The sequence below is a fragment of the Apibacter raozihei genome, assembly GCF_004014855.1.
Classification (GTDB): domain Bacteria; phylum Bacteroidota; class Bacteroidia; order Flavobacteriales; family Weeksellaceae; genus Apibacter; species Apibacter raozihei.
This window is the reverse complement of sequence record NZ_CP034930.1, coordinates 1,533,635-1,555,361: the sequence shown is the minus strand read 5'-3', so window position 1 is coordinate 1,555,361 and position 21,727 is coordinate 1,533,635. Positions and strand designations below refer to the sequence as shown.

15 protein-coding genes and 1 tRNA gene are annotated in these 21,727 nt (G+C 33.6%); 7 read left to right on the top strand and 9 right to left on the bottom strand.

Annotated features, from left to right (window positions below; all coding sequences use genetic code 11):
• Window positions 1-2: 2 nt before the first annotated feature.
• The 3 genes from EOV51_RS07005 to EOV51_RS06995 all read right to left on the bottom strand — a co-directional run bounded on the left by EOV51_RS07005 (window position 3) and on the right by EOV51_RS06995 (window position 3,175).
• Complete coding sequence (locus EOV51_RS07005) at window positions 3-1,997, bottom strand: hypothetical protein (RefSeq protein ID WP_128151263.1); 1,995 nt, start codon at window positions 1,995-1,997, stop codon at window positions 3-5.
• On the bottom strand, window positions 1,997-2,650 hold the full coding sequence (locus tag EOV51_RS07000) for a hypothetical protein (RefSeq protein ID WP_228427758.1): 654 nt from the start codon (window positions 2,648-2,650) through the stop codon (window positions 1,997-1,999). Before EOV51_RS07000 ends, EOV51_RS07005 begins: the two co-directional genes overlap by 1 nt.
• A gap of 165 nt (window positions 2,651-2,815) precedes the next feature.
• The gene (locus EOV51_RS06995; RefSeq protein WP_128151259.1) at window positions 2,816-3,175 is read right to left on the bottom strand and encodes an arsenate reductase family protein; all 360 of its coding nucleotides are present in this window, start codon (window positions 3,173-3,175) and stop codon (window positions 2,816-2,818) included.
• A 162-nt stretch (window positions 3,176-3,337) separates the two neighbouring features.
• Between EOV51_RS06995 and EOV51_RS06990 the strand changes: the two genes are divergently transcribed.
• Window positions 3,338-4,177, top strand: a complete 840-nt coding sequence (locus EOV51_RS06990) for a DNA adenine methylase (protein ID WP_128151257.1) — start codon at window positions 3,338-3,340, stop codon at window positions 4,175-4,177.
• Complete coding sequence (locus EOV51_RS06985) at window positions 4,170-5,483, top strand: type II restriction enzyme (RefSeq protein ID WP_128151254.1); 1,314 nt, start codon at window positions 4,170-4,172, stop codon at window positions 5,481-5,483. The genes EOV51_RS06990 and EOV51_RS06985 overlap by 8 nt, the downstream gene beginning before the upstream one ends.
• Before the next feature lie 8 nt (window positions 5,484-5,491).
• On the opposite strand, the gene EOV51_RS06980 is transcribed toward EOV51_RS06985, so the two are convergent.
• Window positions 5,492-5,989: a GNAT family N-acetyltransferase gene (locus EOV51_RS06980; RefSeq protein ID WP_128151252.1), complete on the bottom strand. Its 498-nt coding sequence runs from the start codon at window positions 5,987-5,989 to the stop codon at window positions 5,492-5,494.
• Between the two features lie 190 nt (window positions 5,990-6,179).
• On the opposite strand from EOV51_RS06980, the gene EOV51_RS06975 reads away from it, so the two are divergent.
• The 3 genes from EOV51_RS06975 to EOV51_RS06965 all read left to right on the top strand — a co-directional run bounded on the left by EOV51_RS06975 (window position 6,180) and on the right by EOV51_RS06965 (window position 9,259).
• Entirely contained in the window at window positions 6,180-8,021 is a 1,842-nt protein-coding gene (locus EOV51_RS06975; RefSeq protein WP_181951015.1) for a carbon starvation CstA family protein, read from the top strand.
• Between the two features lie 90 nt (window positions 8,022-8,111).
• The gene (locus EOV51_RS06970; protein WP_128151250.1) at window positions 8,112-9,050 is read left to right on the top strand and encodes an MBL fold metallo-hydrolase; all 939 of its coding nucleotides are present in this window, start codon (window positions 8,112-8,114) and stop codon (window positions 9,048-9,050) included.
• A gap of 136 nt (window positions 9,051-9,186) precedes the next feature.
• Window positions 9,187-9,259, top strand: a tRNA-Gly gene (locus EOV51_RS06965).
• Window positions 9,260-9,320: 61 nt separating this feature from the next.
• Here EOV51_RS06965 and EOV51_RS06960 read toward each other — a convergent pair.
• On the bottom strand, window positions 9,321-10,295 hold the full coding sequence (locus EOV51_RS06960; RefSeq protein WP_128151248.1) for a hypothetical protein: 975 nt from the start codon (window positions 10,293-10,295) through the stop codon (window positions 9,321-9,323).
• 186 nt (window positions 10,296-10,481) lie between these two features.
• Here EOV51_RS06960 and EOV51_RS06955 point away from each other — a divergent pair, with 186 nt between their 5' ends.
• The gene (locus tag EOV51_RS06955; RefSeq protein WP_128151246.1) at window positions 10,482-12,548 is read left to right on the top strand and encodes an alkaline phosphatase; all 2,067 of its coding nucleotides are present in this window, start codon (window positions 10,482-10,484) and stop codon (window positions 12,546-12,548) included.
• A gap of 81 nt (window positions 12,549-12,629) precedes the next feature.
• On the opposite strand, the gene EOV51_RS06950 is transcribed toward EOV51_RS06955, so the two are convergent.
• A complete protein-coding gene (locus EOV51_RS06950; RefSeq protein ID WP_128151244.1) occupies window positions 12,630-14,252 on the bottom strand; it encodes a phosphoethanolamine transferase in 1,623 nt (540 codons plus the stop codon).
• A gap of 363 nt (window positions 14,253-14,615) precedes the next feature.
• On the opposite strand from EOV51_RS06950, the gene EOV51_RS06945 reads away from it, so the two are divergent.
• Window positions 14,616-15,968, top strand: coding sequence for a flavin monoamine oxidase family protein (locus EOV51_RS06945; RefSeq protein ID WP_128151242.1), 1,353 nt, complete (start codon window positions 14,616-14,618; stop codon window positions 15,966-15,968).
• 221 nt (window positions 15,969-16,189) lie between these two features.
• Here the strand turns inward: EOV51_RS06945 and EOV51_RS06940 are convergent, their stop codons facing one another.
• The 3 genes from EOV51_RS06940 to EOV51_RS06930 form a co-directional block, all read right to left on the bottom strand.
• A complete protein-coding gene (locus EOV51_RS06940; protein ID WP_128151240.1) occupies window positions 16,190-17,530 on the bottom strand; it encodes a DEAD/DEAH box helicase in 1,341 nt (446 codons plus the stop codon).
• A 111-nt stretch (window positions 17,531-17,641) separates the two neighbouring features.
• Window positions 17,642-18,319, bottom strand: coding sequence for a class I SAM-dependent DNA methyltransferase (locus EOV51_RS06935; RefSeq protein ID WP_128151238.1), 678 nt, complete (start codon window positions 18,317-18,319; stop codon window positions 17,642-17,644).
• A 226-nt stretch (window positions 18,320-18,545) separates the two neighbouring features.
• Window positions 18,546-21,464 (bottom strand): VIT domain-containing protein, encoded by a 2,919-nt coding sequence (locus EOV51_RS06930; protein ID WP_128151236.1) that lies wholly within the window; start codon window positions 21,462-21,464, stop codon window positions 18,546-18,548.
• Window positions 21,465-21,727 lie beyond the last annotated feature (263 nt).

Here is a 21,727-nt window from a genome sequence, read left to right as displayed (position 1 = left end):
TTTTACATATCGGTTAACATTTCCGACAATTTTAAAAAGTATTTCAATGAATTTTTATCTTCCTCAGTAGTGCTGAAATTATATTCTCCTACAACTGAATTTCCTTTTACCCCTTCATCTTTACCATTAATTTCGCCCATAGCTCCGAATAGGTTTCTCATTTTTATGAATTCCTCAATATTATCAAATCCGCTTTTAGGTAATTTTCCAACTAGCCTGTAGGGTTTAAAATTGAAATTAAATTTATTAGAAGTAAGATTTATTTTATCCTTTTTATCAAGATTTGCTTTGAATGTATTTGTTTTGATTTTTAACAATTCATCTTTTGATGATCCAACAAATACAATATTTTCATTCTCTTTTATAAACATATAAAATGACACCGGCTCTATATTGGTATGGTGTATATGATAGATACCATCTTCTACATTAACTGTACCTTTTTTAATACCGTAATTTAATATCGAGTAAATAATCCGCGGATTATCTGATGAAGCCATAAATAAGAAATCCGGCACATTATATGTTTTTACTTTTTCCACTTCAGTTGCATTATAGTCTTCATCATAGTCATACGTTTTATACGAGTGTTCTTTAGCAGTAAAACCCTTTAATAAAAAGAGAGCATCACCTTTAATAACTTCAGCAACAGATTTTTCATCTAAAAACAAAGAAAATAATTCAGCAAAAAGATTTATTTCATCTTTATTTTCTTTAAAGACTTCTCCATAAATACGAGCCATAAATTTAGGATATAATTCTAATAGTTTCTGAGTATTTATTGCCGAACTCATATAACCAACCACTTCGTCAGAATCAATATATTTATAAAATTTTTTGTTTAGTTTATGGTTATAAAGTTGCTTGTACATTTCTACATCTTTATCGTAAAGCTCAAAATTATATTTTAACCGTATAGCATTTTTATCCATGTTTAATGAGCCTGAAACATTTTTACTTAAAACATTTGTAAGCAATGATATGTTATAATAATAATACAGCTTTGAGTAAATGAATTTATTAGATTGAAGAAGACTCCAAGGTCTTGACATATTCACAAAGTAAGTTACAGCCGCATCCTTATCAATACTTTTTCTATATTCTTCATTTTCCATGATTGAAGGTTGTGCTTTAGTCCTTCTAAAAATAGATTCCCCATAAGAATACATCCAATTCTTTAATATTTCATTTTTGATACTATCTTGAGATGCCTGATATTTATCATAAGCCTTTTCATCATAATATTCCCTTTCTTCATAATTATCATATTCAACAGGCGAATCTTCAAAATCATCATCATCAGTTTGTTCATCATACTCAGAGTGAACAGCTATAGTATCTACATCAGAATAGCGATCATAATTATCAGAGGAAACTATTGCTGAGTCTGCTGCAACCGCTATATCTGAAAAATCTTCGTTATAATCATATTTTTTTAAAACAATTGAATCTTCCGGATAATAAAAATCGTAGCTTGATTTTTCTGTCAATCCATAACGTTTAGCAATAATCGTATCTTTTCTTAAATACTCATCATTTAATTCACCATAAACTAACAAAAGCTTTTTGGTATCCCAAATTAAATACTGACCTGATTCATAAAATTCTTTAGATCCATTATTGAGTTTTATTTTTTTATTTATATCTTCTTTTTGCTGTATTAGCCGGTCAAATTTTAAAGCATTATCCAATGAAACCAGATAACAGTTAAAGATAATACTATCATTAATTTGTTGATAAAAATACATATCTGCAGAAAAGTCGATACCTGTATCTCTTATATCTTTATCTTCTTTCTCTTTTTTAAAAAATTGGTTGAGAAGCACGCCTCCCATACGGGTTTTATTAAAATCTTCCAGACTAATGTGTTCTAAAAATTTATTTCCTTTGGCATGAATGACTATAGAAGCATCTCTAGGTATTTTATAAACTAATTCTTCCTGTGCTGAAAGAACCATGAAAAACGATAGAATTAATGTTGTAAATATAAATTTCATCAGGGTACTAATTGTATTTGGTTTGAAATATTGGCCGTATTATTTATCAGATGCAAAATGGATGTTTTCTGCATTACTGATTTTTTACTCTTTGAAAGAGTAGATTTTGTGTTTTTTATTTGCTGTACAGTATAAGGAAATCTGTAAATACTTGTATATGTTGCATTTTTAAAAATTTCCTTATCATCTTTTTTTAATTTATTAAAAGCTGTTTTTGCACTTGCATTATTATATTCGTATTTAAATATTTTTTTTGACGTCTGATAACTGTATGCAGGAACCTCATCTACTTTTAATTTGTATGCTGTAAAAATTTCTTTACTTGCCTTGTTAAGAATTGAAACGTGATCAAAATTAAAACTTACAGTTGCAATAAACTGAGTATAATCCGTATGATAAGTAACTTTACTGATACCTTTGATTTTTTTTAGTTTTGCTGATAAATCTTCTAAATTTTTTTGTATATCTTTCTTTTTAGGAATTTTATGTCCGTTTATGCTATCAAGAAGCATAATTGAAGAAACTTTATTTTTACTCTGGCTCAAATTAATGGTTAAGGACATTTTTCCACTTCCGTCAGGATTCATATCTACCTCCTCCAAAATTTCAAAACACGAAGTTAACAAAGAACAAGTACTTAAAATAAAAATCACTTTTAAATATCTAAATTGGCCTGAAAAGAATAAAATCATGATATTTAATAATTAGAATCAACAAATATATTGAAATTAAACGATCTAATACTAATAAACGCTTTTTTCTACAAGGCCTAAGAATAATAATAAGATTTTTACGATGTTTTTACAATAATAAAAAAACTACAACAACTTATCTTCCCACTCCTCAGGCTTAAATCCTACTAAAACAAAAGAATCTGTAACTAGCAAAGGTCTCTTCACCAACATTCCATTACTTGCCAGTAAAGAATATAGTTCTTCATCTTTCGCCTCTTTTACTTTATCCTTCAGATTTAGTTCTTTATATACTTTTCCTGAAGTATTAAAGAATTTCGATAAAGGATAATTACTTTTTTCCTTCCAGCTTTTTAATTCACTTTCCGAAGGATTTTGAATTGCAATATTTCTTTCTTCAAATTCCAAATTATGTTCATCTAACCATTTTAATGCTTTTTTACAAGTACTGCAATTTGGATAACAAACTATATGTATTTTTGACATTTGTTTTATTTTTAAATTCCGTTAAATATACATATTAAAAACAAAATATTTTCATTTTTTAAATTACTGATTATAAGCAAACAATCATTCGTAAAAGGGTTAAATTAGTAAAAAACTCATTATTATTAGTATCTTGCAAATGAATTTATAATTACATATTTGATGGCTAAAGAAAAGTTGGTTGCACCATTTTTAAAATGGGTGGGAGGAAAAAGGCAAATTATGCCCTCTATCATCAGCTTAATGCCTGAGAACATAGACGATTACCAATATATAGAACCATTTATCGGCGGAGGAGCCGTTTTATTTCACCTTCAGCCCAATCAAGCAATTCTTAATGACTCCAACACCGAACTAATCAACGTATATAAAGTGGTAAAAAATCATTTTACTTCTTTGATAAAAGATTTAGCAAAACATGAAAACACTTCTGAATACTTTTATTCCATACGAAACCTAGATCGTACGGAGGAATACAAAAATTTAACCGATGTCCAAAGAGCTTCCCGTTTTATTTATTTGAATAAAACTTGCTATAACGGATTGTATAGAGTAAACAATGCAGGTAAGTTCAATACTCCCTTTGGGAAATATAAAAATCCTACTATAATAAATGAATCCGTTCTGAAAGCAGTCAGCCAATTTTTAAATGAAAATGAAATTTTATTAAAAAATTCAGATTATGAAAGCATATTAAAATCAGCAAGTCCAAAATCATTTATTTATTTAGATCCTCCTTATCATCCAATATCTGAAAGCTCAAATTTTACAGGCTACGTTCAGGGAGGATGGAATAAAACCGATCAGATAAGACTTAAAGAAGCTTGTGACGAACTAAATTCAAGACATATCAAGTTTTTGCTTTCCAACTCTTCTTCAGAATTTATAAAGGATTTATATAAAGATTATTTCCAATTTACGGTTAAAGCCAGTCGCTCAATCAATTCCAAAGGTGAAAAAAGAGGAGAAATTGATGAAGTTTTAATAAGAAATTATGAATGAATCGAAAAACGAAAGTGCCTGGATAAAAATATTTGAAAAATATAAAATTCTGGAGAGACTTTCAGAAGAAAGCTGTATTGAAATTTCATCACTTGAGATTAATGAATTTCGTGAAGCTCGGTTGATGACTAAGTTCGATCATCGCTCACAATTACCTAAATTATTTAAAAACAACAACTTATCTATCTTACCCATATCCAGAGGCAATTATATTATAGGCACATTTGAAACATTTCATCCGTTTGCCAAAAATCAAAAAATAATTACTGAAAATATTAAGTTCCCTCCATTGCTGGAAAGTTTAAATTACGAAAATATCACCAGTGAAGCCGCTGCTATTAATTGTGCCTATATATCTGGAATTCTTCAAGATTTTACAGAAGATGATAAACTTATGCCTACCGTTAGTGGCAGAATGAGTTCTTCTTGTTTTGATTTTATTATTGATCACAGTGCAGGCAAACTTCCGGTTCATGTAGATAATTCCCAGCTTGAAATTGATGGCGGTTATGAAGGTAGAAATAACTTGTATTTACTGGAGGCTAAAAATTACTTATCCGACGATTTTTTAATACGTCAGCTATATTATCCTTTCAGATTATGGCAAAAAAAAATATCAAAATCTATTGTGCCTTTATTCTTGACTTATAGTAACGGTTTTTTTCACTTACGTGAGTATTTTTTTAATGAGACTGAGCATTACAATTCTCTGGAATTAATCAGGGAAAAAAAATACACTCTTAAAAATAAACAAATAGACAGGGAAACCATTATTCTAATTGCTGAACAAATATCTTTAATTGAAGAACCAGAAATTCCTTTTCCTCAGGCCGACAATTTTGAAAGAATTATTAATTTAGGTGAGCTGTTAAAAGTTCGTGAATTTCTGACAAAAGAAGAGATTACAGAAAATTATGATTTCGATCCCAGGCAGACAGACTATTATATAAATGCCGGAAAATATCTGGGAATTTTACAGTACACTCAGCGTAAGGGGCAAAATGGTTGTACCCTTACTGAAAAAGGGAATAATGTTTACTCGCTTTCTTTGTATAATCGACAATTAGAATTCAGCAAACTGATACTTCGTCATAAAATTTTTAACCAGACAATTAAAAACTACTTTAAACACAAAACTCTGGACAGAAATTTAGTGATACTGCTTATGAAGGATTGTTTGTTATTCAATATCCGTTCAGAAAATACGTACCATCGAAGAGCCTCTACAATTATCAACTGGACCCAATGGATTATTGCTCTGACCGAATCTTCTTCCCAAACTTATACATTATTTGACATGGAATAAACCATTTTTTATCGCACGACTGAAAAAATCATTTCATCCAGATAACTATCATTTTTATAAATAGCCTTCTTCAGAGTTGCTTCGTATTGAAATCCTGCTTTAACCAATACTTTCTGAGATTGTTCATTTATACTAAAAGGCTTTGCAAACACTCTGCTGATATCCCAGGTAGAAAAACTATAGTTTACCATCTCTTTTAAAACTTCCGGCATAATACCTTTTCCCCAGTATGATTCAGAAAGCCAATAGCCGATCTCAACACTTTTCCTGTATATATCAGGTTGAAGAGTTACTCCTACAGCCCCTACAGCTTTTCCATCTATGTGTATGGCAAACTCTTTAACCGGATTTTCATAGAGATTTAATGAAATAAACGTTTGTCCGTCTTTTTCTGTATACGGAAAAGGAAAGGAATCTCTTAAATAACGAAATATGTTATAATTGTTGGCATGTTTTACCAGACTCATAACATCCGACTCTTCCCATTTTTTCAATTCGAAGTTCATAAAATCATATATTTTAATTTTGATTGAAAATATTTGCTGACATTATAATATATGAACTCTTATTTCAACTTAATATAATCAGCCATATCATAACAAAAATAGAAAATAAAAAAATATAATGCATAAATAAGTATCAAAAACTATATTTGCCAACACAAAATAAATATATAATATCTAAAATCACAAATTAATGGAATTTTTAAACGGAATTAATGCTCTGACACTTGTATTTGTCTCAGTGCTGATTTTTGCCATAGCGTATCGTTTCTATGGTATATTTATAGCTAAAAAGGTTTTACGCCTGAATTCAAAAAATGTCACGCCTGCAATTGAATTTGCTGACGGTCATGACTATGTAGCCACCAACAAAAATGTTCTTTTTGGACATCATTTTGCAGCTATTGCCGCTGCAGGACCATTGGTAGGTCCTGTACTGGCTGCCCAGTTCGGTTATTTGCCCGGAGCTTTATGGATACTTATAGGCTGCGTATTGGGTGGAGGTGTACACGATATGGTAGTACTATTTGCTTCCGTTCGACACAAAGGACAGAGCTTGGCCACTATAGCTTCGAAAGAAATTGGTCCAGTTACAGGAACCATAGCCGGTTTTGCCATTTTATTTATCCTTATACTGACACTGGCAGGACTATCACTAGCTTGTATAAGTGCTATGCACGAAGCTTCATGGTCTTTATTTACAGTGATTATCACTATGCCCATTGCCGTTTTGATGGGCTTAATTATGAGATACAGAAAAGACAGCGTAACACTGGCCAGTATTGTCGGAGTTGTCTTATTAGTCACCGGCATCATCTCTGGGCACCACCTGATGCAGAATGAAACCTTAAATGACATGTTTCACTGGAATATTAAGACTATTTCCATAGCCATTCCTATTTATGGCTTTCTTGCATCTGTTTTACCCGTATGGCTGTTATTGGTTCCAAGAGACTATCTTTCCACTTATCTTAAAATCGGAACTATTTTGATGCTTGCTATTGGTATTATATTTGTTCACCCTACTATTGAAATGCCTGCAATCACTTCATTTGTGAACGGAGGAGGACCCGTGATCGGAGGACCGGTTTTACCCTTCATATTCATTGTTATTGCTTGTGGAGCTATCTCCGGATTTCATGCAATTATTGCAACAGGTACCACACCGAAAATGATTTCTGATGAAAAAGAAATATTATTTGTTGGTTATGGGGCAATGTTAGTAGAGGGCTTTGTTGCCCTGATGGCCTTAATTGCAGCCTGTACGTTGATGCCGGGAGATTATTTTGCTATCAATACACCAGTGGATGCTTACCAGAGCTTCCTGGCAGCACATCCGGATTTGCATAGTGTCGATCTTCAGTATTTTATAGACCATATTGGTATTGATCTTCACGGACGTACCGGTGGTGCGGTTTCCCTGGCAGTAGGTATGGCACATATTTTCAATAATATTCCTTATATGGATGAATTAATGGCTTACTGGTACAATTTTGCCATTATGTTTGAAGCTGTATTTATTCTTACTGCTATTGATGCCGGAACTCGTGTAGGACGGTTTTTCCTACAGGAAATGCTGGGAGGAGTAATTCCTAAATTTAACGATAAAAACTGGGTTCCTGGCATAATAATCAGCAGCATCCTGTTCACCTTTGCCTGGGGATATCTCGTGTACACAGGTAATGTGAGTAGCATCTGGCCTCTGTTCGGAATCAGCAACCAATTATTAGCCGCCTGCGGTCTCATTGTATGTACAACCATGCTGATTCGTATGAATCGAAAAAAATACGCTTTATGTTCTGCCATTCCGGGAGTCTTTATGGCTATTATCACTTTTTGGGCAGGATATATTCAAGTGGTGGATATATACCTTCCTAAAGAACAATACCTTCTTGCTTCCCTGGCTGTAATAGCTATGCTTTTAATGCTTTTTGTCTTTGTGGGAGCCTTTAGACGATGGGCGGAATTAATGAAAATTCATACAACAGTAGTTGACAAGTACGGAGATACCGTTAAAGAAATTGTTGAGCCCTGATTCAACTGAAAATAAATTTTGAAAAGGCAGGATCACCTGCCTTTTTTTATTTAAAATAACTTAATTTGCATCATTATAATCATTCAAATAATGAAATATATAATTTTCACACTTACACTGCTTTTCAGCTTGTTATGCCATTCGCAAACTTTCGACCTGATACCTCTGGGTATATACGGAGGTTTAGATGAAGACAATCTTTCCGCATATATAATCAGTGAAAAAGACAAAAATGAATTTTTATGTTTGGATGCCGGAACTATACGGACCGGAATAAAAAAAGCTATTGAAAAGCAATCTTTAGCTGGAAGTCCGGATAGCTTATTGAAAAATAATATTAAAGGTTATTTTATTTCCCATGGACATCTGGATCATGTTTCAGGAATGATTATTAATTCTCCGGACGATTCACCTAAAAACATTTATGCCCTTTCTCCGGTTATCGAAATTTTAAAAAAATATTATTTCACAGAGGGACCCTGGATCAATTTTGCCAATGAAGGTAATTTTCCCCAATTAAATAAATATTATTACCGGTCTTTTAACGCTTTTGATACATTTGCTATTGACAACACACAACTTACCGGACAAATTTTTGAATTAAGCCATGGAACTCCTTATAAAAGTTCTGCCCTTTTGGTGAAATCTGAAAATCAATATATTCTTTATTTAGGAGATACGGGAGCAGACCGGATAGAAAAGTCTACACAGTTGAAACTACTTTGGAAAACTATTGCTCCTTTAATCAATCAAGGTTCTTTGAAAGCCATACTTATTGAAGTATCTTTTCCTAATTCCCAGCCTGAAAATTTATTATTTGGTCATCTGACACCTGCCCTCCTTTATGAAGAACTCACTCATTTATCATCCTACTGCAAAAGCGGCAAACTTAAAAATCTACCCGTGATCATAACGCATCTAAAACCATCAGGTACGGCTATAGAAACTATAAAAAAAGAACTGATTACCCATAATGTTTTAGAAGTTTCGCTTATTTTTCCTGAACAAGGTAAAAAAATCTCTCTTTGAGGCTTAGTTTAATTTAGCTGATTAAAAAAAATATTCATAATCAATTATTTATAGATATAAAAAAGCATACAAAGAAAAAATCCTGTTTTTTTTTATTGTAAATCAAAAAAAAGTTGTAAAATTGCATCATAATTAAGCGGAAGTAGCTCAGTTGGTAGAGCGTCAGCCTTCCAAGCTGAATGTCGCGAGTTCGACCCTCGTCTTCCGCTCAAAAAAAGAGTATCTTTGTTAAGATACTCTTTTTTATTTTGATTATTAAACGTTTACTTTTCAGTGATTTTTTAATTTTTTCACCAATTTCTTTTCCGATAATTCCCATATACCTTTTTGTGTAAAAAAATAAATCTGTTTTCCGTCGCTTTCTGCGAAAAGAACTGGTTCTGAGTGAAGAGAAGACGGTGCTCCTAAAAATTCATTGGTTAATTGAAAAGCATTGGTATCGTGCCCGCTGAAAACCTCATCATTGTGACTATGTTCTTTTAATGAACCTGATGGTAAAAGCATGATACCCTGCTGAGTGATAAACAAATAAGACTGATCTTTTATTCCGACTATTTTATATAATTTATTTTCTTTGTTACCTACATAAGAAAAGGTTGGAATTTCTCCTAAGTAATTATCACTTTTCTTAAATGCTATATTATCGGGCATAACTATCCAAACATTGGAATCATTATCAGAATAGAGTGATTCTACAATATTATCCGGTAGCCCGTTACCACTATGTGCCTCTTCTGCATATCTTATAAAACCAGATTTTTTCAAAGAAAGATTGTACATACCCAGATTGGTTCCCACATATATGTTTCCATCGGGTGTTGCTGTTATACAATAATTGGTGATAACATCCAGCATTTTTTCAAAGACATGGGCCATATTTTGTCTGTAAACTCCCTTAAAAAGGCTGACCAACCATATTTCACCTTCTGCATCCAATGTAAGATCCACAATTTTATCTGAAATAAATTCTTCTTTTAACTTTGTCAGGGTATGTATATCAAACACCTGAGCTCCACTATCAGTACCTAACCATAAATGATCTTGTACAAGCAAAGCTTTATAAACCTTATCAGGGAATTTAATCAATGATTTTAATTCCCCTTTTTTGTCAATTTCGAAAATTTCACTTTCATATACTACATACTTTTTGCTTTTACCAAACAGAAAACTTGTTTGTACTTCTTGTGCTGATAAAGCAATCATTGCTGTGAAAATAAAAATTAAACTCAGAATCAGTTTTTTCATTATTTATAAAATTTTTACAAATGAAGTGTAAAAAAAAATAGTATAAAAACAGCAGCTTCGATTTAACCATAATATAAACATTTTGTAACCGTATCTTAACTGAACGATACCATTTCTTGATTTTTTGTTAACCAAAAATTAATATTAAAAACAGACTTTTGCCTCAACTATCAGATAAAATAATTAATGAAAAAAATTTTCTTATTTTTAACAGCTTCCTTAGGATGGACAGGAGTATATGCACAGAATGAACTCCCAAAACAAATGATTATGTTCATTGGTGACGGATTTGGAACTTCGGCCAAAGTAGCTGCAAGAATGTCTTTGGGACAAGGAACAGAAGGAAAAAGATTTACTAAAGATGCCGGATATCAGATTCTGGCTCTAGATAAATTAAAGTTTCAAGGTTCATTAACTACCCATAGCTTAAATTCATGGATTACCGATTCCGGACCGGGAGCTTCAGCATATTCCGCAGGAGAATCCGGAAAACTGGATAATGAAGCCATTTCTTATAATGTAGGCAAAGGAGAATCGGTGGAAACCATTTTGGAAAAGGCTAAAAAGGAAGGCTACGCAGTAGGGCTTATAACTACTACACGTATAACGCATGCCACACCGGCCACTTTTGGTTCGCATATTTGGTTTCGGGATCTTGAAGACTACATAGCCGCACAATTTATTTCTTCAACTAAACAACAATATGAAGAAATATTTAATAATCCGGCTTCCGTTATTGCTCCCTACGATCCTGCCAGAGACTGGACTTTACCGGATCCTAAAATAGGAGTTGAAATTGACGTATTATTAGGTGGAGGTGCAAGGCATTTCTTACCGAATAATTATGCAGAAGATGTTCTGGATTCTCAAGGAAATACAATTTCATATAATGGAAAAACTGTAACCATTAAAGGAAAACGTGCTGATAATGTAAATCTTGTAGAAATTGCCAAACAAAGGGGATTTGTACACGTAAACAGCCGAGATGCATTATTGAATATAGATATCTCTCAGTTTACACCAGATAACAACACTAAATTAATCGGTTTGTTTAATGCTTCGCATGACAATTATGAGCAGGACCGGCAGATGAATGCTCCATGGGAGCCTTCATTACCTGAAATGACCGAAATGGCTATTAAAATATTAAAAGCCAAAGGGGGGGAAAAAGGATTTTTTTTAATGGTTGAAGGTGGTAGAATTGATCACCTGGAACATGCAAACAGCGGAGGTATTACTGTAATTTCAGGAAATGGAAAGAACACCTATTCCGTAGACTCTGATCAGCCCGCATACGTAGGTGGTGGAGATGCTATTTACAGTGCCCTGCCTACCACCGAACGTCACACCAATGTTTACGGTTCCGATTACCTGATTAAGGAGGTTTTATCTTTGGATTACTCAGTCGCCCAAGCTCGAAAACTTCTGAAAGAAACCCATACACAAACATTAATATTTTCTGCTTCTGATCATGAATGTGGAGGAACAGCTATTGTGGGTCTACACGATGCAAATGACGCACAATCTAAAGGAACCTATGTAAGAACGTATGCTTTAGGACCCCGACAAAACGGGTCAAATGCATCTTCCAGCGGTTCTGCTACTGTTACTACTGTAGCTAATCCGGCCGGAGTGAAAAGAGGTGATGTAGATTTTGGAACAAATAACCCGAACGGATGGTACCCTAACTACTCTACTTATGTCTTTCAGGACAGAAGTGAAGAGCTGTGGCCGACAGTTGAAAATAACGGACGAAGAATCGTTGTTGCCTATGCCTCTAATCCTCTTACCAATGGAAATGGGGATGTTGCCGGCGGAACTCCGGGTAACCATACGCCCATGGATGTTTTTGTAGGCGCTGAAGACAACATAAATGGTAAATATGCGGGAAAAATTTCAGGAATCGGTCAGATAGATAACACCTTTTTAACTCACATCATGGAAGAATTTCTGCTTCAGGGAAAAACAGCCGGAACAGAGGACATAAAAACTAAATCCATAGGCTTTTTAACGGTATATCCTAATCCTTCTCATGGTAATGTAAACCTGGATATATCTTTAAAAAACGATTCATATATTTCCGTATCAATAAACGACTTATCTGGAAAACTGGTTAAACAATTCCGTAAAGATGAGCGTGCAAAAAAACATACGATAGATTTTGATACTTATCCTTTAACTCAAGGGGTATATGTAGTTTCGGTTGATACCAGCCACGGAAAATTATCTAAAAAATTAATTATTAATCAGTAATATAAATTAATATACATACACACAAAATGCCTGTAAACAGGCATTTTGTGCTTTATCTTACTGGTTTATTGCTTATTTCCTTCAGTTGATTTTTTCATTTTCTTTTTCGATATCTGCATACAAATAAGGTTTGGAATCCACATGATAGATATATTTACCATCATTAATTGCTCTTGATTTAAATTCTTCCGGTATTTTATATCCTAACACTTCTGCCATAATATAAATGGTGTTTGAACTATTAAGCAGCAAAGCTTCTTTATCGATATATTGAGGAATTATTTCATTAATCTTTTCAAACTCTCTGTTTATTGTTATATAGGGAATTTCAAACTGATGAGAGCCACGTCCTAAAAAACCATGTCCTTCGCCTATTCTTTCCCCATGATCAGGAAAATACATCATTAGATATTTTTTTTCTTTATCTGCAATTTGAAAAACTTCCCTCAGAACTCTATCCGTATGATGAATGGATCTATCATACAGCAGCTCAAAACCCCATTCACCATTAATTTTACTTTTATCAATTTCATCCGACTTGTCTCCATACCACATATGGCTTCCCATCAAATGTATAACAATAAACTGTTTCCTGCCCTGCGTAGATTTTTCCTTTAAAATATCTATCAGCTGCAAATCGTCTTTGGTTTTATTATCTCCGCGAACTTCAGTAAAGTAACTATCATCTGCACCGGAAGCTATAAAACCGATATAACTATCAAACATTCCTATTTTTGCCTGATTTGAAATCCAAACAGTTTCATATCCTGCATCTTTCGCCAGTTCTATAATATTTTTTTGATTGAAAAATGACTGACTCTGAAATGGGGTAGAAAAGCTTAGTATAATTTTTAAAGCTTCGCGGGTGATCGGAGACGGACTTACAGCGTTATAATATTTGAGGTTGTGACCTGCTGTGGACAAACTGTCTAAAAATGGTGTTGTTTGAACTGAATTACCGTAAAGTGAGTACCGGCTTCGCCAGGAACTTTCACCAATGACCATAAAAATTTTTTCCGGAGAATTTTCAGAATTTAAAAAAGTAATTTTTTCAGGCAACTTCCTGTCTATACTACTAAACTGTTTAAACCTTCTCATTTCATTTTTGTAAGCCACTATGGTTATCAGATCATTATAAACCACCGGTAAACATATTGAAGAAACCTTCTGAACTGTTAAAACAGGATTTTCTTTGTATTCCAAATTTAACCTTTCGGTCTGATTGATAATCATTAGCAGACTGAAAGGAACAAATACACCTAAATAAATACTTAGGAAAATAATTGATTTTTTCTTTGAAATACCTGATGTTTTTAATTCTTTACGAGACAGTAAGACGATAGCAATACAACCTGCAATTGCAAGTAACCCGGGCACTAAAGCCTGCCTCATAGCTCCCCAGGCTTCTTGTGTGTTAGTTTCAAATATAGAAGCCATTCCTCCCAAAGAGACCGGATTTTTAAAAATAATTGCAAAATAGGCATCTAAAGCTATAATCAATGATAATATCAGAGTAAAGAACAATGAATATCTGATTTTTGCTAACCAATTAATAAGAAGTACTAAACTTAAAACACCGGGAATGGAAAGCAAAAATGCATAATAGAGCCCCTGTTTAGCGTATAAGAAGCAGAGCAGTGTAAGAAAACCAATAAGAACTACAGTAAATTTATAGTTATAAAAGAACTTGAAAACTTTAATCATGAGCAGCGTTTAAAAACTGCAAATATACTTATAAATATACATTTTTTTATACGGATTTTTTTTTGAATTATAAAGATTTGATTCGCTGTAATAAATAGTATCCGTATAATTTCAATCTAAAGTTAATATTCTTTTTTTCAAATATTTACACACACATACAAGCATGCCAAAGAAGTTTAAAAAAGAACATCATGTTCTCAAAAAAATGCAGAAACCTATATATCAATAAAATATAAATAAAAAAAACATGCAAATATTTTCAAACTGAATTATAACGTTTTAAGGCAGTATTTTTGAAACTTATTATAAAAACAATAGAATAACATATCGTATAAAAACAAATTTTAAATAAATATTTAATTTATGAAAACAAAAGAAACAGAAGTTTTAATCATTGGTGCCGGATTTGCCGGATTGTCTGCTGCATTAAAATTAAAAGAAAACGGGATTTCCAGTCTGATACTGGAAGCCCGGAACCGTGTAGGCGGGAGAACAAAAACCAGATACCTGGAGAGCGGACTCCAGATAGATTTGGGAGGACAATGGATTGGTCCTACGCAGGATCGTATGTATGAACTGGTAAATAAATATCAGATTGATTTATTTCCTACTCAGCTATTCGGAGCAGCACAATACATGGTAAACGGTTTACCAATAGAAGATGTACCGGCTGAGGCCTATGCCATAATGAATGAAATAGATCGGTTGATTGAGTCGATTAACCTGGAAAATCCTATGTTGAGTCCTAACGCTGAGGAATATGATAAAATCACTTTTTTAGAATGGATTCGTTCTCATACCTCTGATGATGTAATTGTAGAATTTATCAATAGGATTATTACCGGAGCTTTATTGACTGTGGACTCCTGTGAAATATCTCTCTTACAGGGACTTTACTATGTTGCCAGCGGACAGGGGGTAAAAATACTGACTTCTGCTGAAGGCGGAGCGCAGCAGGATCGCCTGGTCGGAGGACCGCAGGAACTGGCCTCCCGAATGGCTGATGATCTGGGAAGAGAACATATATTTTTTAATGCAGAAGTAGTAAGAATTGATCATTGCGATACTTGTGTTACCGTTCATACTTCTGATCATCGTATATTTAAAGCTAAGAAAGTTATTATCTGCACCCCTCCGGTAGTTACCAATAGTTACATTCGTTTTTTCCCTCCGCTTCCGGTTAAAAAGCAACGAACTATACAAAATCAGCTTCCTGGCAGAGCGTTAAAGTATCACGCTGTTTATTCACGACCTTTCTGGCGGGATAAAGGACTTTCTGGGCAAACTCTAACTACCGATGGTTATATCACTGAAACCATAGACAATTCGGTTCCTGGGCATCCGGAGGGAATTATCACCTTTTTCGTTTATGGGTTTAGTACGGATATAGTGCAGGCAGATAAAGAGGTAAGAAAAGAAATTCTTTTGAAGGAGCTTGCTGTCATGTATGGTGACGAAGCTTTAGATGCTCTTGACCTGATAGAGTATAACTGGCAGGACAAAGCTTACACTCAAGGCTGTTTTGCCGCGCACTTTCCTACCGGTGGATTTATTCTTTATTCCGATCAGGTTCGTAAACCTGTAGGCAGCATTCACTGGGCAGGAACAGAAACAGCTACGGTATGGAACGGATATTTTGAAGGAGCTGTCAGATCCGGAGAAAGAGAAGCTTTGCTTATCACTGAGGCTCTGAAATCTGATACTCCAAGTATTTAAAATTGTACTACGCTTAAAAAAAACCAAAAAAAGTATAGTAAAAAAACAATTCTTTAAAATAGTGGGAAAACTTATAGTTCTAACCACCTATGTTTAATTAAAACTACCGCCCGGAAGACACATCTAATCACAGATTTTTTCTTCCGGGCTTTTGTTAGGATATATTAAATCTAGTCTGGGCTATTTCTCTACGAAATTATTTGAAAAATCTGTACAGGTACTTATTCTTCTTTTTTAATTACGTCTCTGGCTATTTCAATTTTATATTTTTTGCCTTTCATTTTCTCTCCTTTAATATTTTCCAGTAAAGAACGAACCGCTGATTTGCGTACTGCAGCAAAGGAAATAAAGTCTTTTACTTCAATAATTCCTAAATCATTTTTCCCTAGTTTTCCTTTTTGTAAAAAGAATCCTACTATATCTCCTTTATTAAGCTTATTTTTTTTACCTCCGCTAATATAAATAGTTTTGTATTCCGGATCTTTAGGCAAAGGACTACCACTTTTTAACGGAAGAACTTCTAAATGATCAGGAATATAATCAGCTAATGCATCTCCTTCAAAATGTATAATATAAGCCGTTCCTTCTGCCTGCATACGCGCAGTACGACCGTTACGATGAATAAACTCGCTTTCTTTTCCCGGCAAATGATAATGGATCACATGATTCATTTCCGGAATATCCAATCCACGAGCAGCTAAATCGGTAGTTACCAAATAATTTAAACTCCCGTTTCGGAATTGTATCAAAACCCGTTCCCGATCTTCCTGGTCCATTCCTCCGTGATAATACCCGGCCAATATTCCTTTGTTATTTAATAAATCGCTCACCCGCTCGGTTACTTCTCTGTGATTACAGAAAATCAATGCAGGTTCAGAGTCTAAGGAGCATAAAAGATCTGCCAATGTATTTATTTTATCTTTCTCCGGAGATATAACTTTCTTAAGAGAAAGAGCTTCACTCTTTTCCTCTTCCAGATAAGAGAGAAATACGGGAGATTCCATTCCTACAAAATCGGGAATTTCCACATCGGAGGTTGCAGAAAGAAGAATTCTCTTTTCCAGATTAGGCAGTTTTTCAATAATTGTATTCATTTCCTCCTGAAACCCTAGCTGAAGACATTTATCAAATTCATCCAGCACCAGAGTTTTAATAAAGGAAGTATCAAAAGATTTTCTTTCCAGATGATCCGTTAATCTACCAGGTGTTCCAATAAGCAAAGCCGGAGGACTACTTAAATTTTTCAATTCGGTATCCAAAGAATGACCGCCATAACACACATTAACCTTGAAAGAAGTACCCATCTTTTTCCAAACCTGCTCTATCTGCAAAGCTAATTCCCGCGAGGGAACTATGACTAATGTCTGTACTTTTGAAATATTTTCGTCCAACAATTGTAGAACAGGCAGTAAGAATGCTAAGGTTTTCCCTGAACCGGTAGGAGATAATAATACGACTTCGGAATCTTTTACTATGGCATCTTGCGCTGCCAGCTGCATAGGATTTAGACTTTCAATTCCGATATTGGATAATATATTTTTGTCAGGATTTTCTTCTTTCATACTACAAAGATACACTATTATATTATGGGTGTATACGGGTCTTTTATTTCACTTATTTTAAAGTAATAAGATTAGGGTAATTTATAAAAAGATCTTCTGTTTAAATATATACTACTTGCTTCCTTTATAAACGGAAAAACCATAATATTTCCAAATGACATCGATATCCTTAAATCCGGATTTTTCCAACATTGCAAGATGATTCATCAATGAGATGGGTCTATCTTCGGCATAATAATTAGGCAACCATTTTTCTTCGATTTCTCTTATATCCACAGAACGTTTCATATAGTTAACCCATTCCTCTATAAAAGTTTCCTGTAATTGTTCTGTTTGAGCTTTGACCACATCTCCATTAATAAAAATTCCATCTTTTTTTAAGGCTTTATAAATTTTATTGTAGAAAAGTTGTTTATCTGCATCTGTTTCTAAATGATGTAGAGCCAGAGAAGAGATAATTACATCATGCTGTTTATCGAAATTGAAATCGTTAAAGTCTGCATGTATACTTTGAGTGGTTATTCCTAATTTTTGTTGAGCTATCCTAATCATATTTTCTGCAATATCCACCATTGTAAATTTAGCTAAGGAATATTTTTCGCGAACGGCCAAACTAATGGTACCCGTGCCGCACCCCAGATCCATAACATCAATCTCTTTGTTAGAGCTAAATGGGATAGCAGCCACAATAGCATGAATCATTTCTTTATAATAAGGAATCAGTTTTATAATTATTTCATCATATTCTTGTGCTTCATTTTCAAAATGATTTTTAACTCTATTTCCCATATTTTATCTTATATTATTTTAACCCTATCAATAAACCACCTAATATACAAAATCTTTTTATAAGATAAAACATCTTATCGATTTGTTTAAATTTAGTTTATTAATAGAAAAAGCATTATTATTCTCCATTATTTATTCAAAAAAACACAACTATATTAGAAAATAGCTGTGTTTTTTTCAATTTATGTATGAATGCGAATAATGAGATTAAAACCTGTCTGATATTTTAAAATTCAAACTCTCCTATTAAAATACCTTCATTTCCTCTGTCAGGATTATTATTTTGAAAAGTAATCATTTTCTTAGTCTGTTTTCCTGAGCTATACATAAGGAATATTTCTACGGAAATGGTGGTAGGTCCGGTAATACTCATTTGTCTCTCAGCAAAAAAATTGGTTTGTATTTTATATTTGCCCGGAATTGCTTTTTTCAGCATAAATTGTTCGGGGCCAAATCCCTGAGTAACATCTTCACTGTTTCGTCCTCCAATTGCTGTAGAACGATGACCATAATAGCACTTTTCCCCATTAGGATCTGTTACCCATAAATCAATATCTGTCATATCTTTATTCCAATTCATGACTACACGTATATCTACCGGAATATCTACAAGGATTTTTGAGTCTATTTTTGAAAGATTTAATTCTTTAGGATATAGTGAAACCAGATTATTAATTTCCGGTACTATAATTTCTGTGATATCTCGGTCTCTGTTGGCTATTTCTACGGAATAGTCGTTAGTCAGCACTTTATATAAATGTTCTAATGCCTGCTGGTATTGTTTATTATCCTGCAAAGCCAATGCATAGTCACGGTAACTTTGAGCATCAAAAGGTCTCCAATCCAGAACTTTTTTTGTAATAAACAATTCTGCGGGGTATTCTTCAATTTCTTTTAGCTTATAAGCCAGCATTTTATACAATTCTGCATTTTCTAAGCCTAAATCTGCCAATGAACTTAAAATTTTTAATCCTGTTTCCTTATCTTTTTTCTGAAAGAAATAGGTAGCTACATCAAAATAAAATGAGGGTGTTTCCATATACTCTTTTCTAAGTTCCAGATAAGTATCATACGGAGTTTTTGAAGCCTCTATCAATTTTATATATTCTTTATCTGATTTTACATCCATAATTTTGATTTCGGGAATTTCACCAGCTTTTTCTTCCTTTATCATTTTACCTACTACCCGTTTATTGGAAGAAAAGGATTTCTGTTGATTTTCATCTAAAACAATACTACTGACTGACATATATTGTTGTTCGTGCATATCTGGCGGAGGTACCGGGTGTACATTTCTCATTTGGGCTACCTCTTCCCAATTGGCTATAACAGTATCTTTAACCGGCTGAGGGTATTTGGGTTTGACAGGCTTAAAATCTTTTTTCCACCAATCTTGTAACTCCCTGGCTTTGGCAATGGCTATTTGTAACAGATTAGATTTACGGGTCTCTTTTTGTGTCCAGCCTTGCTTTACTAATCGATTATACTCTTTCTGAAGTTCTGCGGGCGGATTGATTTGATATTTCACATAATCGGATACATTTTCCAGTACTATAAAACTGGTATGGGCTGTAACTATTGAAAATTGTTTTCCTATCTGCTCTATTTCCTCTTTATTTTTCTCAGCATTCATTTCCAGGAAATCTATTTTATGCTGCGCCCAAATTTTACTTATTTCTAAATTTTGCGAAGAGTTTTCTAAATCAATTTCTTTTTGAATTTCTACTTTTCCGTTTCTTCCTAATAAAATGATCAGCTTTGAATTCTTACTTTTAGAAATTCCCGAAACTGAAAAACCCTGATACACTTCCGTCCCCAACATAGGGTAAACTTCAGAAACCGTTTCATTCTTAATTCCTAAAAACTGAAGCGTATTTCTGTTTAATTTAGTAAAAGCATCATCAACCGACTCTTCATTAAGATTTATAAATTTACCTCTGGTTTTTTGAGCAATATATTTAAGTACTCCTAAATTAGAGGTTGATGCGGAAGAAATGGTATACACAGGCTTGTTCAAATAAAGCTCATTAGAACCAAAAGATGAAATACCGTCTGAAAACATCAGGTATTCATCGGCTTTTAAGCTCAAACTATTTATTTTTGAATAATTGGTTCCTCCGTCATAGGTTACCGTTTGCAAATATTGTTTGAGCTCTGACCAGTCTCCATTCTTTATTTTAAATAGCTTACTTTTTTCCAGATTAATATTTACTAAGGAAACTTCTATATTTAACTCTTTTTCCTGTGATACGATTTTATCAATAAGCTGCAATTCTTTTTCATGGTCTCTTTTTAATCCACTCAAAGAATTATCCCAGATAATTCCAATATTTTTAGACCACACTTTGGGGGTAGATGGAATTTCCTGCAATAAAGGTGCATAAAAATACACAGATCCATCTACGTTATTCTGGGTAAATGATTCTATTTTATTTTTTACCTGAGGCAATCTGATAATTAATGATTTCGTAGGAAGAAAGTCTGCTTTTGATAGACTGGCTTCGTAAACATGGTTATTTTGAGAGAAATTAAAAGAGCCATCCGGCGATTCTACCAAAATAGGTTTGTAACCTGTCTGATATACTTTTGTTGTAAGGATAAACTGTGAAATTTTTTTACCGGAATTCAGCGGTAAATGGTACTGATAACTAAATTTATCTGACTTTAGGGTCTGGTAATAGGATATTTGCACTGTTCTTGATCCTTGGGCCGGTATGGGGGATATTCGGGTTCTGAAATTATTTCCTTCCACTTTTTCCAGAATTCCGGGATCTACATTTTGCTTCTGTATACTTTCTAATACCTCAACTGCCCGAGCTTTAGCAACGGGAACCGCATTCCTCAATTTTCCGTTGATGTCTATCGCATACCCGCTGACCGATGCCGTTTCGGGTAAGGGAAAGACTAAATTTCCTTCGAGGTTGCTGTGAGAAGAATTGGTAAATACCAGCGTAGTAGTAGTTTTGGCCAGATTACCGAAAATTTCTACCTGTATATCCATAGATTTTAGTTGTATGGAATTTTCATCCGGACGGGAACCGTCAATGAGTATTCTTGGCATAACGGTTTTAGTTTCTTGTCCTGTTAAAGGGACAAAGGCAAACCATCCGAATAATGCGAGAATCATGAAAAATATGTTTTTCATACGTATTTGTTTTAATGAGTTACTTATTTTTATTATTAGATGCAACTCATCCTAATTTTCCATATATTTTTTGAAAAATTTAATCGTACTCATTAAATTCCCGTGCTATGGGATGTATAAAAACTACCCGCTGATCCTAAAGAAAAAAAACCGAGTTTCCCATTGGGCAATAAAGAGTAAGTGAAATGCAGATGCGGTTATCTCCTCATATTTACCTAGTAAATACTTAGCTATATTTAGATGTATCTGTAGTGTCCGTAATG

Coding starts and splice junctions, on each gene's coding strand:
- EOV51_RS07005 (WP_128151263.1), bottom strand. CDS start 1,997: ATGAAATTTATATTTACAACATTAATTCTATCGTTTTTCATGGTTCTT.
- EOV51_RS06995 (WP_128151259.1), bottom strand. CDS start 3,175: ATGTCAAAAATACATATAGTTTGTTATCCAAATTGCAGTACTTGTAAA.
- EOV51_RS06990 (WP_128151257.1), top strand. CDS start 3,338: ATGGCTAAAGAAAAGTTGGTTGCACCATTTTTAAAATGGGTGGGAGGA.
- EOV51_RS06985 (WP_128151254.1), top strand. CDS start 4,170: ATGAATGAATCGAAAAACGAAAGTGCCTGGATAAAAATATTTGAAAAA.
- EOV51_RS06980 (WP_128151252.1), bottom strand. CDS start 5,989: ATGAACTTCGAATTGAAAAAATGGGAAGAGTCGGATGTTATGAGTCTG.
- EOV51_RS06975 (WP_181951015.1), top strand. CDS start 6,180: ATGGAATTTTTAAACGGAATTAATGCTCTGACACTTGTATTTGTCTCA.
- EOV51_RS06970 (WP_128151250.1), top strand. CDS start 8,112: ATGAAATATATAATTTTCACACTTACACTGCTTTTCAGCTTGTTATGC.
- EOV51_RS06960 (WP_128151248.1), bottom strand. CDS start 10,295: ATGAAAAAACTGATTCTGAGTTTAATTTTTATTTTCACAGCAATGATT.
- EOV51_RS06955 (WP_128151246.1), top strand. CDS start 10,482: ATGAAAAAAATTTTCTTATTTTTAACAGCTTCCTTAGGATGGACAGGA.
- EOV51_RS06950 (WP_128151244.1), bottom strand. CDS start 14,252: ATGATTAAAGTTTTCAAGTTCTTTTATAACTATAAATTTACTGTAGTT.
- EOV51_RS06945 (WP_128151242.1), top strand. CDS start 14,616: ATGAAAACAAAAGAAACAGAAGTTTTAATCATTGGTGCCGGATTTGCC.
- EOV51_RS06940 (WP_128151240.1), bottom strand. CDS start 17,530: ATGAAAGAAGAAAATCCTGACAAAAATATATTATCCAATATCGGAATT.
- EOV51_RS06935 (WP_128151238.1), bottom strand. CDS start 18,319: ATGGGAAATAGAGTTAAAAATCATTTTGAAAATGAAGCACAAGAATAT.
- EOV51_RS06930 (WP_128151236.1), bottom strand. CDS start 21,464: ATGAAAAACATATTTTTCATGATTCTCGCATTATTCGGATGGTTTGCC.